Source organism: Pseudomonas oryzihabitans NBRC 102199 (assembly GCF_000730625.1).
GTDB classification, from domain to species: domain Bacteria; phylum Pseudomonadota; class Gammaproteobacteria; order Pseudomonadales; family Pseudomonadaceae; genus Chryseomonas; species Chryseomonas oryzihabitans.
In genome coordinates, this window is record NZ_BBIT01000016.1 from 40,219 (window position 1) to 55,295 (window position 15,077).

Sequence of the window (15,077 nt, forward strand, 5' to 3'; positions counted from 1 at the left end):
CACACAGTATTCCCAACCATGGCAAAAATCATCGGCATCATCGTGATATTCGCGTCGGTCCTCGGCGGCTACATCCTCGCGCATGGCAAGATCGCTGCGATCATCCAGCCGCTCGAGGTTCTGATCATCGGCGGTGCCGCCCTGGGGGCCTTCCTGCAGGCCAACCCGGGCAGCACCTTCATGCAGGTGTTCAAGAAGTCGCTGAAGATGTTTGGCAATCGCTTCACCCACGCCTTCTACCTGGACGTGCTGAAGCTGCTCTACGAGATCCTCAACAAGAGCCGGCGCGAGGGCATGATGTCCATCGAGGCGGACGTCGAGGACCCCAAGGCCAGTCCGATCTTCAGCAAGTACCCGAACATCCTCAAGGATGAGCGGATGACCGCCTACGTCGCCGACTACCTGCGACTGATGTCCTCCGGCAACATGGCCCCCCACGAGCTGGAAGGCCTGTTCGACATGGAACTGGCCGGCATCAAGGAAGAGCTGGAGCATCCGTCCCACGCGGTATCGCGGGTCGCTGACGGCCTGCCCGGCTTCGGCATCGTCGCCGCGGTACTGGGCATCGTGATCACCATGGGCATGCTCGGCGAGGGCGACCAGGCGGCCATCGGTGGCCACGTGGGTGCGGCCCTGGTGGGGACCTTTCTCGGTATTCTCGCGGCCTACGGCTTCTTCGGACCGCTGGCGACCTGCCTGGAGCACGACGCCAAGGAAGAACTCAATGTGCTGGAGGCCATCAAGGCCTGCCTGGTCGCCGCTGCCAGCGGCATGCCGCCCACCGTCGCCGTGGAATTCGGTCGCAAGGTGCTGTTCCCGGCGCACCGGCCGTCCTTCAGTGAACTCGAGCAGGCGATGCGGGGCAGCTGATGGACAACAACCAGCCGATCATCGTCAAGCGCGTCAAAAAGAGCGCCGCCGGCCACCACGGCGGCGCCTGGAAGATCGCCTTCGCCGACTTCGCCACCGCCATGATGGCGTTCTTCCTGGTGCTCTGGCTGATGTCCTCGGCCACCCCGGAACAGAAGAAGGCCATCGCCGGCTACTTCCAGGATCCGATCGGCTTCACCGAAAGCGCCAGCCCCTATGTCATCGACCTGGGCGGTACGCCGACGCCGGCGCCCGACCGCACCCTGAATCCCGAGATCCAGGCCCAGCCGGATTCGACCCAGAACAAGGTCAACCCGGACATGGAGGAGCGCGCCGACCCCAACGATTCCAACCGGGTGCAGCCCGATCCGACCCAGTCGCCGGACAGTTCGCCGGATCGCCAGCCGAATGCGGCGGCGCAGAAGGATCAGAACCAGCAGGCCCAGAAGATGGATGCCAGCCAGGCGGAAAAGATCGCCGAGCAGGTCGACAAGGAGCGCCTGGAGCTGTTGCTGCAGGAGCTGCAGAACAAGATCGAGCAGAATCCGGAACTGCAGAAGTTCAAGGACCAGATCCTGCTGGAAATCACCCAGGACGGCCTGCGCATCCAGATCGTCGATGCCGAGAACCGGCCGATGTTCGACTCCGGCAGTCCGCGGCTGAAGTCCTATTTCGAGGACATCCTGCTGGCCATGGCCGACACCATTCGCCAAGTGCCGAACAAGATCAGCATCAGCGGCCATACCGATGCGGCGCGCTACAACGGCAAGGGTGACTTCAGCAACTGGGAGCTGTCCGCCGGTCGCGCCAACGCCGCACGCCGGGCGCTGATCGCCGGTGGCTATCCGGAAGAGCAGGTGGCGCGGATCGTCGGCTATGCCTCCTCGGCCCCCTTCGATCGCGAGCATCCGCTCAATCCGGTCAACCGCCGCATCGACATCATCGTGCTGACCAAGAAGGCCCAGCAGGCCATCGAGGGACGCGCCGGCGGCAACCAGGCACCCAAGCCCGCGGCCGGCGCCGCCCCGGCGGCGAGCCGGAGCGGGGTCTCCAGCGGTGGCGTCAGCGCCACCGGTAACCTGGCGCAACCCATCAACAACGCGGCCTTCAAGCAGCAGATCAATGCCTTCGATGCGGGTGTCATCCAGAGCAAGCCCTGAACGGTCGCGCTGATAGATAGGAAAATTCGCTGCTAGCGTTCGGTTTTTTCGTCCGTTGACGTGAAGACGGCTGGTTAAGCTGCAGGGGTTTCATGACGGATCGGGCACCTTGCGCCCTCGTGCGCGGTCTCCCGATCTCCGATTCCCTTGCAGGAGCCTTCCGATGAGCAACGCCTTTATCGACACCATCAAGCGCCGCCGCAGCCAGTACGCGCTGGGCAAAAATCTGCCGCTGGCCCAGGACCAGGTCACCGCGCTGATCCAGGAGGCCGTCAAGCTGTCGCCCTCCGCCTTCAATTCGCAGAGTTCGCGCGCGGTGATCCTGTTCGGCGCCGAGAGCGACAAGTTCTGGGGCTTCGTCATGCAGGCGCTGCGGCAGATCGTGCCGGCCGACGCCTTCGCCGCCACCGAAGGCAAGATCAACAGCTTCGCCGCCGGTGCCGGCACTGTGCTGTTCTACGAGGATCGGCATGTGGTTGCCGGCCTGCAGGACAAGTATCCGGCCTACGCCGACAACTTCCCGATCTGGTCGGAGCAGGCCAGCGGTATCGCCCAGTTCTCGGTGTGGACGGCCCTGGCCAATGCCGGTATCGGCGCCAGCCTGCAGCACTACAATCCGCTGCCCGACGCCCTGGCCGCCGCCGAGTGGAAGCTGCCGGAGACCTGGCACCTGCGCGCCCAGATGCCCTTCGGCTCCAACGAAGGCGACTTCCCCGAGAAGGGCTTCATGGACGACGCCGAGCGCTTCCGCGTCTTTGGCTGATGGTCCTCGACTGATAGAGCAAAACGCCGGGCTTGCCCGGCGTTTTGCTTAGTAGCGCGACTCGCCTTCGAGGCTGGCCAGGATATGCCGGTAACTGGCCATCCGCTGCGGATGGATGTCACCGCGCTCCAGGGCAGCGAGCAGGGCGCAACCGGGCTCCCGCTCATGCTTGCAGTCGCGGAAACGGCAGTGGCCCAGGTAGTCGCCGAATTCCTTGAAGCCAGCTTCGACATCATCACGGCTGACGTGACTGAGGCCGAATTCGCGGATGCCGGGCGAGTCGATCAGGTCGCCGCCGTCGGGAAAGTGGAAGAGCCGGGCGGTGGTAGTGGTGTGGGTGCCCTTGTTGGTCAGCTCGGACAGCGGGCCGACGCGGGTATCGACGCCCGGCAGCAGGGCATTCACCAGCGACGACTTGCCCACCCCGGACTGACCGACGAAGACACTGACGTGCTCGTCCAGGGCACTCTTGAGCTGGTCCATGCTCAGGCCATTGTGGGCCGAGACCTCCAGCAGCGGATAGTCCAGTTCGCGGTAGATGCCCAGCAGGTCGTCCAGCGCCGGGCCGTTGTGCTCGTCGATCAGGTCGGCCTTGTTGAGCAGCAGCAGCGGCTGGATGCCGGCGTGCTCGGCGGCCACCAGGTAGCGGTCGATGAGGTTGGCGTGGGGCGTGGGCAGCGGGGCGAAGACGATCACCAGGCGGTCGACGTTGGCCGCCACCGGCTTGAGCAGGCCGCGCATGTCCGGCCGGCAGATTTCCGAGCGGCGCGGCAGCTGGGCGACGATGACGCCATTGCCCTGGAGGCTGGCGCGAAACACCACCCGGTCGCCGGTGACCAGGGTCGGCAGGTTGGCACGCAGGTGACAGCGCTGCAGCTGGCCGTCGTCATCCTCGACCTCCACTTGAACGCCGAAGTGGGCGATCACCAGGCCCTGTTGCTCCGGGCCCAGGTCGCCGCCTTCGAGCTCGTCGATCAGCTTGGATTCGCGCTTTTCCGCGCGGGCGGCGCGTTCGGTCTGGATTTTCTCGATCCGCCAGCTCTGGCGACGGGTCAGGTGGCGTTTGGCCATGGGATGTCCGCGGGTTTCAGGACCGCTGAGTCTAGCATTGGCCGCCTCCCCCGGATTACCTAAACTTGGCGTACCTCGTCGCTTCGGAGCCCCCATGCTGGCCCATCTCGCCTCGCGCTATCCGCTGTTGCTGGCCGTGCTGGTGCAACTGGCCGCCCTGGTGGTCGCCGTCGTCGGCATCCGCCTGTGGGCCAGCTTCGCCGGCCAGCGCCCCTCGCTGCTGGCGCTGGTCTGCCTGCAGGCGGTACTGGCGGCCCTGCTGGGCGAGTTGCTGGGACTCGCCCGCTGGTGGGTCTTCATCAATCTGCTGTTCGCCCCGGCGCTCTATCTGGTCAGCGGTCGCGGGCTCTCGGCGGGCATCGCCGCGCTCGGCTTCCTGCTGCTCCTGCTGCTGAACTGGAACAGCCTGCGCGAGCGGGTACCGCTCTATCTCACCGGCCGCCAGACCCGCGAACGGCTGGCCGAACTGCTCGCCGAGCGCGAGCCGACCTTTCGCTTCGTCGACCTGGGCTGCGGCCTGGGCGATACCCTGGTCGATCTGTCCCGGCGCTTTCCGCAGGCCACCTTCGTCGGCGTGGAGACGGCGCCGCTGAGCTTCGCCCTGGCCTGGCTGCGCTGCCTGCCGCGGCGCAATTGCCAAGTGCGCTATCGCGATCTCTGGCGGGTGGAGCTGGGCGAGTTCGACGTCGTCTACTGCTTTCTCTCGCCGGCGCCCATGCCACGCCTGGGCGACAAGGCCCGCACGGAGCAGCGCGCCGGCAGCTGGCTGATTAGCAACACCTTCGAGATTCCCGGCCAGCCCGCGGATCGGGTGCTGGAGGTAGGGGACCTGCGCGGCAGCCGGCTGCTGCTCTGGCATCGTTAGGTGCGCGGCAGGCGCGCTGCTACACTGGTGCCATCATCAAGGAGTTCACCATGACCGCCCCCAATCCTCAGCACCTGATCTGGATCGACCTGGAAATGACCGGCCTGGATCCAGATCGGGACGTGATCATCGAGATGGCCACCATCGTCACCGACAGCGATCTCAATGTGCTGGCCGAGGGCCCGGTACTGGCCATCCACCAGTCGGACGAGATCCTGGCCGGCATGGACGAGTGGAATACCCGTCAGCACGGCGGCTCGGGCCTGACCCAGCGGGTACGCGAGAGCACCGTCGACACCGCCCAGGCCGAGGCCCTGACCCTGGAGTTCCTGCGTCAATGGGTGCCCAAGGGCAAATCGCCGATCTGCGGCAACAGCATCTGCCAGGACCGGCGCTTCCTCTATCGCCGCATGCCGGAGCTGGAAGCCTACTTCCACTACCGCAACCTGGACGTCTCCACCCTCAAGGAACTGGCCGCGCGCTGGGCACCCCATGTGCGTGACGGCGTGAAGAAGAGCGGCAGCCACCTGGCGCTGGACGACATCCGCGATTCCATCGCCGAGCTGCGTCACTACCGCGAGCACTTCATCAAGGTCTGACGGCCACCCGTCGGTGCTGCTGTCCATCCTCTACCTGGTCGCCATCACCGCCGAAGCCATGACCGGCGCCCTGTCCGCGGGGCGCCGCGGCATGGACCTGTTCGGCGTGGCGCTGATCGCCAGCGTCACCGCCCTGGGCGGCGGCTCGGTGCGCGATGTGCTGCTGGGGCACTATCCGCTGGGCTGGGTAAAGCACCCGGAGTACCTCGCGCTCACCGTCGGCGCGGGCCTCGCCACCGTGGCCATCGCGCGGGTCATGCGCTATCTGCGCCGGTTGTTCCTGGTGCTCGACGCCCTGGGCCTGGTGGCCTTTACCGTGATCGGCTGCCAGGTGGCCCTGGAAATGGGCCTGAGTCCGGCCATCGTCATCGTCAGCGGCACCCTGACCGGCACCTGCGGCGGCATCCTGCGCGACATCCTCTGCAACGACGTACCCCTGATCCTCAGGCGCGAGCTCTATGCCAGCGTGGCGGTACTCTCCGCCGGCTGCTACCTGCTCTGCCGCCCGTGGCTCGGCGAAGAGCAGGCACTGCTCATCACCCTGGCCGCGGGGCTGCTGCTGCGCCTGCTGGCGCTGAGATTCAACTGGCAGATGCCGACCTTCACCTATCCGGACGATCCCCACGGCTAAGGCCATGACGATTTGCACGGTATCGCGCTGAAAGGCTTGTCCTAGAGCCTTTTGTGCGGCATTTTTCAGGCCCCAGTTACCGATAGGGAGATCGGTCATGTCTGGAAAGCCCGCTGCTCGCCTGGGCGACGCCGTCGCCTGCCCCAAATGTGGTTCCACCGCCCTGGTCCAGGGCTCCGCCGATGTCACCTTCGATGGCCTGCCCGCCGCGACCCTCGGCCATGCCTGCGGCTGTGGCGCGGCCCTGAGCGCCGCGGTCATCCCCAACGTCCTGATCAACGGCCGGCCTGCGGCGGTGCTCGGCAGCCTCACCAGCCATGGCGGCGTGGTGATCGGTGGTTCCGGCACCGTCATCATCGGCCTGGACGCAGGCGGCGCGGCCAAGGGCACCTGCGCAAGCCATGCAGGTGCTACCGGCCTGGCACCGGGGCAGGGCAAGCCTTCGGCGCTGCGCGACCGGGAGCGACAGGGCAGCGAGGGACCGGCCAAGCGCCCGGACAGCGCGCCCGTCGCCAGGAATGAAGTCGCCGAACAGGCGGAGCGCCCGCTGGAACAGCGCATCACCCTGCGCATCGGCGTCTTCTTCGACGGTACCGGCAACAACCTCTTCAACGCCGCCACCGGCGCCGCCTGCCGGGCGGAAGAGCAGGGGTTTGATACCAATCAAGCCGAGAGCATCGCTCGGCACTGCCAGGCGTTCATGGGCAATCCGGACAGCAGTTATGCCAACGCCGATACGAACATCGTGCGGTTGTATCGGCTCTATCAAGACGATACTCAGCGTGCCGTCGAGCAGGACGAAAAGTCAGCGGCTATTCCGGTCTATATCGAAGGTATCGGCACTCGGGCCGGACAACCTGATAGCGCCTTGTCCATGGGAACGGGCTTGAGTGCCAGTGGTGTGCTGGGATGTGTTCAGACGTTTCCAGTCGCGTTCGGTGAGCGCTACGATCAATTCAAGCGCATCAATCCCAATGTCGTCGTTGAAGCCATCAAATTCGATATTTTTGGCTTTAGCCGGGGTGCCGCGGCTGCACGCCACTTCGCAAACGAGGTGCTCAAGGCGGGCGGCGGTATTGCTGCGGCGGGTTTAGCCAGGTGCTTTTCGTGGCAGAGCGCTAAGGTCAGGCTCAACTTCATCGGACTATTCGATACCGTAACGGCGATAGCGGACCCCAGGCGTGGCGACTTTACCCCGACCAATATCGCCAACCCTGGCGTCAACCTCTATCTGCCGGCAGGATGTGCCGACAAGGTGGTGCACCTGGTCGCACGTGACGAGCACCGGCGTAACTTCGCCCTTACCAGTGTTGCGCCCCAGCATCAAGAAATTGCCCTGCCGGGTGCTCATGCCGACTTAGGTGGAGGCTATGCGCCCGAGATGACCGAGCGCCTGCTGTTGACGCGACCACGCGCCTCGCGAGAGCGCTATGGCACCGACAGCCAGGCGGCCTGGAGCTATCGCCAAGCCCAGCGGGAGCTGGCGCAGTTGCAACGAGAGCCCTGGTACGACCCAGGCTCCACCACCTTGGCAATCGATACCTGGCGCAACAACTTGCCACGTACCCGCGGCGAGATGCCGGAAACCGAGGTTATCGCCGCGATCCGCCTGGAACGTCAGGTGCGCGGTGAGCTGTCCTTGGTCTACTTGCGTGTGATGCATCGCCTCGCCGTTGCCAACGGAGTGCTCCTGGCGGCCATCGATGAAGCTGATCCTGAATTACGCCTGCCCGATGAGTTGAAGGAGATTGCTACCAAGCTGCAAGCCAACGTCCAGGGTGTTCCGCTGCATATCGACCAAGCTGAGGCTCGCCTGCTGTTCGGTCGCTATGTACATCTTTCCGCTCACTGGAACGCGCTATTGGGTAAAGACCTTAGCAACCTGGGCATCTTCTTCGTTAACGCCCCTACGGCCGCTGGTAAACGCAACGTCTATCCCAACCGTCCCCAGGCAGGTTATCCCGAATGAATCGCTGGCTGCTGTGCCTTGTTCTCGCGCTCGGCCTCGCTGGCTGCCAATCCAGCGCCGTGCCAAAGCCTAAGCTTCCTTACGACGCTTGGTACCTGGGTTTTCTAGCACCCAATTACATGGAGGTCTGGTTGGAGTTGGCCAATGTCAGTGACATCGATGGCCGCTTTTTTCCTAATGCCATGGGTGGCGTAGTTGCCATGGGACAGCCCGCGAGTCTGTCAGCGACTGCCAAGGGCTGGCCTAGGAGAATCGGGTCGGGCAAAGGCCTCTACATGACCGGGCTAGATCTGCCCTATATGGTAGCGCTGCGCTGGCAGTCAATGGTTGAGCCCCAAACCTATCAGGCGGTATTCGCCATTCCCGCCTGGGCGCGGGCAAAAATGCTCGAACGCCTGCCAGCCGAGTGTCCGGTCAGTGGTCGCACTTCCGATTATCGCAAGGACCTCACCATCGGCCTGGCGCCTGGCGGGGTGGTCAAGGTCTGGATCATGGGCCCCTGCCTCGACCCCATCGAGGTCCTGACCCTCCAGGCCGAGATCGAGCCCAAGGGGCCCTATGGCGGCAAATCCAACGGCAAGTACCGGCCGCTGTCGCCGGTGGTCAAGCGCTATGTCGACAAATACGGCGTCCCTTACGGCAGCTGGTGGGCGCCGATCCCCTACACCACGGTAGGGCCCTGAGCGCCTAGCTTGCCGCGTGTCGCTGCAGCGCCCATTCCACGTGCTCGCGCACCAGGGGGGAGGGGTGTTCGCGCTGCAGCTTCAGGGCTTCCACCACCGGGATGCTGGTCGGGGCGTTGCCCAGGCCCACGGCCAGGTTGCGCAGCCAGCGCTCGTAGCCGGCGCGGCGTAGCGGCGAGCCTTCGGTGCGGCTGAGGAATTCGGCTTCGGTCCAGCGAAAGAGTTCGGCCAGACTGGCGCTGTCCAGACTGTGGCGTGGCTGGAAATCGCCTTCGGCGGTGGGCTTGGCGAAGCGGTTCCAGGGGCAGACCAGCTGGCAGTCGTCGCAGCCGAAGACCCGGTTGCCGATCAAGGGGCGCAGCTCCGGCGGAATGCTGCCCTTGAACTCGATGGTCAGGTAGGAAATGCAGCGCCGGGCGTCGAGCTGATAGGGGCCGACGAAGGCCTGGGTCGGGCAGATGTCCAGGCAGGCGCGGCAGGTGCCGCAGTGGTCACGCGGGGTGGGTTCGTCCACCGGCAGCGGCACGTCGACGAAGAGTTCGCCGAGAAAGAACCAGCTGCCGGCCTTGCGATTGAGCACCAGGGTGTTCTTGCCGATCCAGCCCAGGCCGGCCTGTTCGGCGATGGCCTTTTCCAGCACCGGCGCGCTGTCGACGAAGGCGCGATAGCCGAAGGGGCCGATCTCGCCCTGGATGCGCTCGGCCAGGTGCTGCAGGCGCTTGCGGATCAGCTTGTGATAGTCGCGGCCCAGGGCGTAGCGCGAAACGTAGGCGGCCGCGCCGTCGGCCAGGCGCTCGCTCATGCGCGTGTCGCCGGGCAGGTAATCCATCCGCAGGGAAATCACCCTCAGGGTCCCCGGCACCAGTTCGGCCGGTCGCGAACGTTTGCTGCCGTGCGCGGCCATATAGTCCATCTCGCCATGGAAACCGGCGGCCAGCCAGCGCTCCAGATGTTCCTCGTGACGTGCCAGATCCAGCCCGGCAATGCCGGTCTGCTGAAAGCCCAATTCCCGACCCCAGGTCTTGATGAGGTCGGCCAGGGCGGCGAGATCGAGAGCGACAGCGGACATCGACGGGAACGCACAGGCAGGAGGGCCGCCTATTTTGCCAGACTCCGGAGGCTTTCCCAGCATGCACGACGAACTGCCGTTCCAGCTCTACAGCGCCCAGCAGGTGCGGGATCTCGACGCCCAACTGATCGCCGGCGGTCTGCCCGGCCTCGAGTTGATGAGACGCGCGGCGGCCGCGGCCTGGCGCTCGTTGCGCCACGGCTGGCCCCATGCCGGCGCTCTCTGCGTGCTGGCCGGCGGTGGCAACAACGCCGGCGACGGTTATCTGGTCGCGGCGCTGGCGCGCAAGGCCGGCTGGCAGGCACGGGTCTGGCACCTGGCCGATCCGACCGGACTCCAGGGCGATGCCGCCCTGGCCCATGCCGAGGCCCTGGCCGCCGGCGTGGACATCCAGCCCTGGCGCGCGGATGCCCCGCTGGAGGGTCTGGTGGTCGATGCCCTGCTGGGCACCGGCCTCAAGGGCGCGGCGCGCGAGCCCTATGCCGCGGCCATCGAACGGATCAACGCCAGCGAATTGCCGGTGGTGGCCATCGACCTCCCTTCCGGACTGGATGCCGACACCGGCGCCGCGGCGGGCCCTCTGGTGCGCGCCGATCTGACCATCACCTTCATCGGCCTCAAGCTCGGCCTGTTCACCGGCAAGGGGCCTGACCATGTCGGCAGTCTGGTGTTCGAGCCGCTGATGGAGGAACCGCAGAATCCCGCCCACGCCACCGCCCAGCGGCTGGCGCCCGGCAACCTGCCGCGGCTGGCCAGGCGCCCGCTCAATGCGCACAAGGGGCAGTACGGCCATCTGCTGGTGATTGGCGGCGACGAAGGCACCGGTGGCGCAGCCATCATGACCAGCGAGGCGGCGCTGCGCTGCGGCCCCGGCATGCTCAGCCTGGCGACCCGGCCCTCCAATGTCACCGCGGTGCTGGCGCGGCGGCCGGAGGTCATGGTCGCCGGGGTGCATTCCAGTTTCGCCGTGCTGGAACTGGCCAAGAAGGCCGATGTGCTCGCCGTCGGGCCGGGCCTGGGGCAGGGCGCCTGGGGCAAGGCCCTGGCCAGTGCCGCCGCAACGCTGGACGCGGTCCAGGTCTGGGACGCCGATGCCCTCAACCTGCTGGCCGCCGGGGTGGTCCAGGCGCCGCGCGGGCCCTGGGTGATGACGCCCCATCCGGGCGAGGCGGCGCGGCTGCTGGAGGTCTCGATCAAGGACATCGAAGCCGATCGTCCCGGTTGCGCCCGCGAACTGGCGCGGCGCTATGGCGGCGTGGCGCTGCTCAAGGGCTTCGGTACCCTGATCGCCCATCCGGACGGTCGCATGGCGCTGTGCGGCGAGGGTCATCCGGCGATGGCTACCGGTGGCCTGGGGGACATCCTCACCGGTATCATCGCCGCCCTGCTGGGGCAGGGGCTGGCGCCCTTCGAGGCCGCCTGCCTGGGCGCCTGGCTGCACGGCCGTGCCGGCGCCGAGCTGGGTCGCCAGGGCCGCGGTCTCGCCGCCAGCGATCTGCCCCCGGTCGCCCGCCAGTTGCTCGAGGAACTCCAGCCATGCCTGAACTGACCCTGCACGCCGCCGACGAAGACGCCATGTACGCCCTGGGTGCCCGCCTGGCCCAGGCCAGCGGCGGTCGTGGCGTACTCTATCTGCACGGCGATCTGGGCGCCGGCAAGACCACCCTGTCGCGGGGCATCCTGCGTGGCCTCGGCCACACCGGGGCGGTGAAGAGTCCCACCTTCACCCTGGTCGAGCCCTACGAACTGGCCAGTGGCGCGGTCTATCACTTCGATCTCTATCGCCTGGCCGATCCGGAAGAACTGGAATTCATGGGGATTCGCGACTACTTCACACCCGAGGCCTTGTGCCTGGTGGAATGGCCCGAGCGCGGTCAGGGCTTTTTGCCAAAGCCGGACCTGGACATTACCATTACGCCACGCGCCGACGGCCGTGATCTGCGCCTGACTAGTCATGGCGCTCACGGCGAGGCCTGGTGCGCCGCCCTCGCGCCCTAGGCGCCGATCCCTCGTTCTCCAGCTATACGGTCGCAGGCATGCGCAAGCGTTTTTTCAGGTCGGGACTCGGCCTGTTGTTGTTGATTCTCAGCAGTCAGCTGCTGGCCGCCACCCAGATCAAGGGCATGCGCGTCTGGCGTGCGCCCGACAACACCCGTCTGGTGTTCGATCTGACCGGCCCGGTCAAGGCCAGCGTCTTCACCCTCAGTGCCCCGGATCGCATCGTCATCGACCTGTCCGGCGCGCAGCTCGACGGTGGATTGAACGAAAAGCCGCTGCGCAACACCCCCATCACTGGTCTGCGCGCGGCCCAGCGTTCGCCGGGCGAGGTGCGCCTGGTGCTGGACACCAAGGGTGCCCTGACGCCCAAGAGCTTTACCCTGGCGCCCAACAAGGAATACGGCAATCGCCTGGTGGTCGACCTCTACGACCAGGGCACCGATCCCGCCACCAGCGACATTCCCGCCACCGTCACGCCCAATCTGCCGGCTACGCCGGTGACCCCGGCGCAGCCGGCGACCCGTTTGCCGTCCAGCCCCAGCGGCAAGCGCGACGTGGTGGTGGTGATCGACCCCGGCCACGGCGGCGAAGACCCGGGTGCCATCGGTCGCGGTCGGTTGTACGAGAAGAACGTGGTACTGGCCATCGCCAAGCAGTTGCAGGCCAATCTCAATCGGCAGAAGGGCTTTCGCGCCGAGCTGACCCGCACCAGCGACTACTTCATCCCGTTGCGCCAGCGGCAGATCATCGCCCGCAAGAAGGGCGCCGACCTGTTCATTTCGATTCACGCCGATTCGGCGCCCAGTGCCAGCGCCGAGGGCGTTACCGTCTTCGCCCTGTCCCAGCGCGGCGCCACCTCCGAGGCGGCGCGCTGGCTGGCCGATGCGGAAAACCGCTCCGACCAGGTCGGCGGGGTGTCCGATGCCCTGGACAACAAGGATCCCATGCTCGCCGGGGTGCTCATGGACCTGTCCATGACCGCCACCGTGGCCTCCAGCCTGGAGGTCGGCCAGACCATCCTCAGCCAAGTCGGGCGCGCCACCAAGCTCTTGCACACGCGGGTGGAGCAGGCCGGCTTCATGGTGCTGAAGTCGCCGGACATCCCCTCGATCCTGGTGGAAACCGGCTTCATCACCAATGCCAACGAATCGGCCAAGCTGGCCAGTCCGGCGCACCAGGGGCTGCTCGCCCGGCAGATCCAGGCCGGTATCGTGCAGTACTTCCAGCACCGTCCACCGCCCGGCACCTACCTGGCCTGGCAGCGTGAACAGCGGGGCGACAAGGTCGGCAGCGTGCGCGGCTTCGATCAGCACCGGGTGCAGCCCGGCGAAAGCCTGAGCCTCATCGCCCGTCGCTATGACGTCGATCTCTCCACCCTGCGGGCGGCCAATGGGCTGCGTGGTAATCGCATCCGCTCCGGCCAGGTATTGACCATCCCCACCCACGAACTGGCGGCCAGCAATGACTGAACCCCGGCGCATCCAGCTGCTCAGCCCGCGGCTGTCCAACCAGATCGCCGCCGGCGAGGTGGTCGAACGACCCGCCTCGGTGGCCAAGGAGCTGCTGGAGAACAGCCTGGACGCCGGGGCCCGGCGCATCGATATCGAGGTGGAGCAGGGCGGGGTCAAGCTGCTGCGCATCCGCGACGACGGCCATGGCATCCCGCCGGACGACCTGCATCTGGCCCTGGCGCGCCATGCCACCAGCAAGATCTACCACCTGGACGAACTGGAAAGCGTCACCAGCCTGGGCTTTCGCGGTGAGGCCCTGGCGTCGGTCAGTTCGGTGTCGCGCCTCACCCTGACCTCGCGCTTTCGCGGCGAAGACCAGGCCTGGCAGGTGGAGACCGAAGGCCGCGAGATGCAACCGCGGGTGCAGCCCGCCGCCCATCCCCAGGGCACCTCGGTGGAGGTGCGCGACCTGTTCTTCAATACCCCGGCGCGACGCAAGTTCCTGCGCGCCGAAAAGACCGAATTCGATCACCTGCAGGAAGTGGTGCGGCGCCTGGCGCTGGCGCGCTTCGACGTCGGCTTTCATCTGAGACACAACGGCAAGAGCGTGCTGGCCCTGCATCCGGCGGGCGATCCTCAGAGCCAGGGTCGGCGGGTCGGCGCGGTCTGCAGTCCGGCCTTTCTCGAGCAGGCTCTGCCGCTGGAACACGAGCGCAACGGCCTGCGCCTCTGGGGCTGGGTCGGCCTGCCGACCTTTTCGCGCAGCCAGGCGGATCTGCAGTACTTCTACGTCAACGGCCGCATGGTGCGCGACAAGCTGGTCGCCCATGCCGTACGCCAGGCCTATCGCGACGTCCTCTACAACGGTCGCCACCCGGCCTTCGTGCTGTTCCTGGAAGTGGATCCGGCGGCGGTGGACGTCAACGTCCACCCCACCAAGCACGAGGTGCGCTTCCGCGACAGCCGCCAGGTGCACGACTTTCTCTACGGCACCCTGCACCGGGCACTTGGCGACATCCGCCCGGATGACCAGCTCGCCGTGGTGGCGCCCACCGCACCGACGCCGCTGAGCGGTCCGGCCGCCGGTGAATTCGGCCCCCAGGGCGAGATGCGCCTGGCTGCCGCCGTGTTGCACGACAGCCCTGCGCCGCCGGCCCAGCCCTTCGCCGGTGGCGGCGGTTCGGGTGGTGCCGCGCACTACAGTCCTGCCCCGCAGCCCTATGCCGGCGCGCCGGTGGCCGAGGTGCAGAGCGCCTACAAGGCTTTCTTCGCGCCGCTGCCGGAGGGTGCCGAGGCCGCGGCCCTGCCCGCGGAGCAGGGCGACGTGCCGCCGCTGGGCTATGCCCTGGCGCAGCTCAAGGGCATCTACATCCTGGCCGAGAACGCCCAGGGCCTGATCCTGGTGGACATGCACGCCGCCCACGAGCGCATCACCTACGAACGACTCAAGGTGGCCATGGTCAGCGAAGGCCTGCGCGGCCAGCCGCTCTTGGTGCCGGAGTCCCTGGCCGTCAGCGAGCGCGAGGCCGACTGCGCCGAAGAGCATGGCCAGTGGTTCGAGCGCCTCGGCTTCGAACTGCAGCGCCTGGGTCCCGAGACCCTCGCCATCCGCCAGATCCCCGCCCTGCTCAAGCAGGCCCAGGCGGCGCGGCTGGTGCAGGACGTGCTCGCCGACCTGCTGGACTATGGCACCAGCGATCGCATCCAGGCGCACCTCAACGAATTGCTCGGCACCATGGCCTGCCACGGCTCGGTACGGGCCAACCGGCGGCTGACCCTGCCGGAAATGAATGCCCTGCTGCGCGACATGGAAACCACCGAGCGCAGCGGCCAGTGCAACCACGGTCGTCCCACCTGGGCCCAGCTCAGCCTGGACGATCTGGACAAACTCTTCCTGCGCGGCCGCTGACCGCCCGCCGCGCCCTGCGCGGCGCCCCTTCGAGAATCC

Annotated in this window: 14 protein-coding genes; 12 read left to right on the top strand and 2 right to left on the bottom strand. The window is 66.8% G+C overall.

The genetic code is table 11. The annotated features are described in order from the left end of the window. Positions 1 to 18 precede the first annotated feature (18 nt). From motA to POR01S_RS17720, 3 genes are all read left to right on the top strand, one after another. Complete coding sequence (gene motA, locus POR01S_RS17710) at positions 19 to 870, top strand: flagellar motor stator protein MotA (protein WP_007161173.1); 852 nt, start codon at positions 19 to 21, stop codon at positions 868 to 870. After that, positions 870 to 2,030 carry a flagellar motor protein MotB gene (locus tag POR01S_RS17715; protein WP_042137344.1) on the top strand — a complete coding sequence of 387 codons (1,161 nt, stop codon included), beginning with the start codon at positions 870 to 872 and terminating at the stop codon, positions 2,028 to 2,030. Before motA ends, POR01S_RS17715 begins: the two co-directional genes overlap by 1 nt. Positions 2,031 to 2,193: 163 nt before the next feature. Then, entirely contained in the window at positions 2,194 to 2,793 is a 600-nt protein-coding gene (locus POR01S_RS17720) for a nitroreductase family protein (RefSeq protein WP_007161171.1), read from the top strand. Between the two features lie 48 nt (positions 2,794 to 2,841). On the opposite strand, the gene rsgA is transcribed toward POR01S_RS17720, so the two are convergent. Next, entirely contained in the window at positions 2,842 to 3,864 is a 1,023-nt protein-coding gene (rsgA, locus tag POR01S_RS17725; protein ID WP_007161170.1) for a small ribosomal subunit biogenesis GTPase RsgA, read from the bottom strand. A 94-nt stretch (positions 3,865 to 3,958) separates the two neighbouring features. Between rsgA and POR01S_RS17730 the strand changes: the two genes are divergently transcribed. The 5 genes from POR01S_RS17730 (at position 3,959) to POR01S_RS17750 (ending at position 8,611) form a co-directional block, all read left to right on the top strand. Further along, entirely contained in the window at positions 3,959 to 4,729 is a 771-nt protein-coding gene (locus POR01S_RS17730; protein WP_027598845.1) for a class I SAM-dependent methyltransferase, read from the top strand. A 50-nt stretch (positions 4,730 to 4,779) separates the two neighbouring features. Next, positions 4,780 to 5,328, top strand: coding sequence for an oligoribonuclease (gene orn, locus POR01S_RS17735; RefSeq protein ID WP_042137346.1), 549 nt, complete (start codon positions 4,780 to 4,782; stop codon positions 5,326 to 5,328). A gap of 16 nt (positions 5,329 to 5,344) precedes the next feature. Continuing rightward, positions 5,345 to 5,959: a trimeric intracellular cation channel family protein gene (locus tag POR01S_RS17740; RefSeq protein WP_042137396.1), complete on the top strand. Its 615-nt coding sequence runs from the start codon at positions 5,345 to 5,347 to the stop codon at positions 5,957 to 5,959. Between the two features lie 97 nt (positions 5,960 to 6,056). Further along, on the top strand, positions 6,057 to 7,928 hold the full coding sequence (locus POR01S_RS23490) for a PAAR domain-containing protein (RefSeq protein WP_042137348.1): 1,872 nt from the start codon (positions 6,057 to 6,059) through the stop codon (positions 7,926 to 7,928). Further along, positions 7,925 to 8,611, top strand: a complete 687-nt coding sequence (locus POR01S_RS17750; protein ID WP_042137350.1) for a DUF2931 family protein — start codon at positions 7,925 to 7,927, stop codon at positions 8,609 to 8,611. The genes POR01S_RS23490 and POR01S_RS17750 overlap by 4 nt, the downstream gene beginning before the upstream one ends. Before the next feature lie 4 nt (positions 8,612 to 8,615). On the opposite strand, the gene queG is transcribed toward POR01S_RS17750, so the two are convergent. Next, positions 8,616 to 9,680, bottom strand: coding sequence for a tRNA epoxyqueuosine(34) reductase QueG (gene queG / locus POR01S_RS17755; protein ID WP_042137352.1), 1,065 nt, complete (start codon positions 9,678 to 9,680; stop codon positions 8,616 to 8,618). A gap of 61 nt (positions 9,681 to 9,741) precedes the next feature. Here queG and POR01S_RS17760 point away from each other — a divergent pair, with 61 nt between their 5' ends. Genes POR01S_RS17760 through mutL form a run of 4 tightly spaced genes read left to right on the top strand, consistent with a single transcriptional unit; the run spans position 9,742 to position 15,038 of the window. Further along, on the top strand, positions 9,742 to 11,229 hold the full coding sequence (locus tag POR01S_RS17760) for a bifunctional ADP-dependent NAD(P)H-hydrate dehydratase/NAD(P)H-hydrate epimerase (RefSeq protein ID WP_042137354.1): 1,488 nt from the start codon (positions 9,742 to 9,744) through the stop codon (positions 11,227 to 11,229). Further along, on the top strand, positions 11,217 to 11,678 hold the full coding sequence (gene tsaE, locus POR01S_RS17765; RefSeq protein ID WP_007161160.1) for a tRNA (adenosine(37)-N6)-threonylcarbamoyltransferase complex ATPase subunit type 1 TsaE: 462 nt from the start codon (positions 11,217 to 11,219) through the stop codon (positions 11,676 to 11,678). Before POR01S_RS17760 ends, tsaE begins: the two co-directional genes overlap by 13 nt. 38 nt (positions 11,679 to 11,716) lie before the next feature. Then, entirely contained in the window at positions 11,717 to 13,147 is a 1,431-nt protein-coding gene (locus POR01S_RS17770) for an N-acetylmuramoyl-L-alanine amidase (RefSeq protein ID WP_027598837.1), read from the top strand. Further along, positions 13,140 to 15,038, top strand: a complete 1,899-nt coding sequence (mutL, locus tag POR01S_RS17775; RefSeq protein ID WP_042137357.1) for a DNA mismatch repair endonuclease MutL — start codon at positions 13,140 to 13,142, stop codon at positions 15,036 to 15,038. Before POR01S_RS17770 ends, mutL begins: the two co-directional genes overlap by 8 nt. Positions 15,039 to 15,077: the final 39 nt, after the last annotated feature.

Excerpts from the sequence above, each read along its gene's own strand:
- queG (WP_042137352.1), bottom strand. The coding sequence starts at position 9,680 with ATGTCCGCTGTCGCTCTCGATCTCGCCGCCCTGGCCGACCTCATCAAG.
- POR01S_RS17730 (WP_027598845.1), top strand. The coding sequence starts at position 3,959 with ATGCTGGCCCATCTCGCCTCGCGCTATCCGCTGTTGCTGGCCGTGCTG.
- rsgA (WP_007161170.1), bottom strand. The coding sequence starts at position 3,864 with ATGGCCAAACGCCACCTGACCCGTCGCCAGAGCTGGCGGATCGAGAAA.
- tsaE (WP_007161160.1), top strand. The coding sequence starts at position 11,217 with ATGCCTGAACTGACCCTGCACGCCGCCGACGAAGACGCCATGTACGCC.
- POR01S_RS17715 (WP_042137344.1), top strand. The coding sequence starts at position 870 with ATGGACAACAACCAGCCGATCATCGTCAAGCGCGTCAAAAAGAGCGCC.
- motA (WP_007161173.1), top strand. The coding sequence starts at position 19 with ATGGCAAAAATCATCGGCATCATCGTGATATTCGCGTCGGTCCTCGGC.
- POR01S_RS17770 (WP_027598837.1), top strand. The coding sequence starts at position 11,717 with ATGCGCAAGCGTTTTTTCAGGTCGGGACTCGGCCTGTTGTTGTTGATT.
- POR01S_RS17760 (WP_042137354.1), top strand. The coding sequence starts at position 9,742 with ATGCACGACGAACTGCCGTTCCAGCTCTACAGCGCCCAGCAGGTGCGG.
- POR01S_RS23490 (WP_042137348.1), top strand. The coding sequence starts at position 6,057 with ATGTCTGGAAAGCCCGCTGCTCGCCTGGGCGACGCCGTCGCCTGCCCC.
- orn (WP_042137346.1), top strand. The coding sequence starts at position 4,780 with ATGACCGCCCCCAATCCTCAGCACCTGATCTGGATCGACCTGGAAATG.
- POR01S_RS17720 (WP_007161171.1), top strand. The coding sequence starts at position 2,194 with ATGAGCAACGCCTTTATCGACACCATCAAGCGCCGCCGCAGCCAGTAC.
- POR01S_RS17750 (WP_042137350.1), top strand. The coding sequence starts at position 7,925 with ATGAATCGCTGGCTGCTGTGCCTTGTTCTCGCGCTCGGCCTCGCTGGC.
- mutL (WP_042137357.1), top strand. The coding sequence starts at position 13,140 with ATGACTGAACCCCGGCGCATCCAGCTGCTCAGCCCGCGGCTGTCCAAC.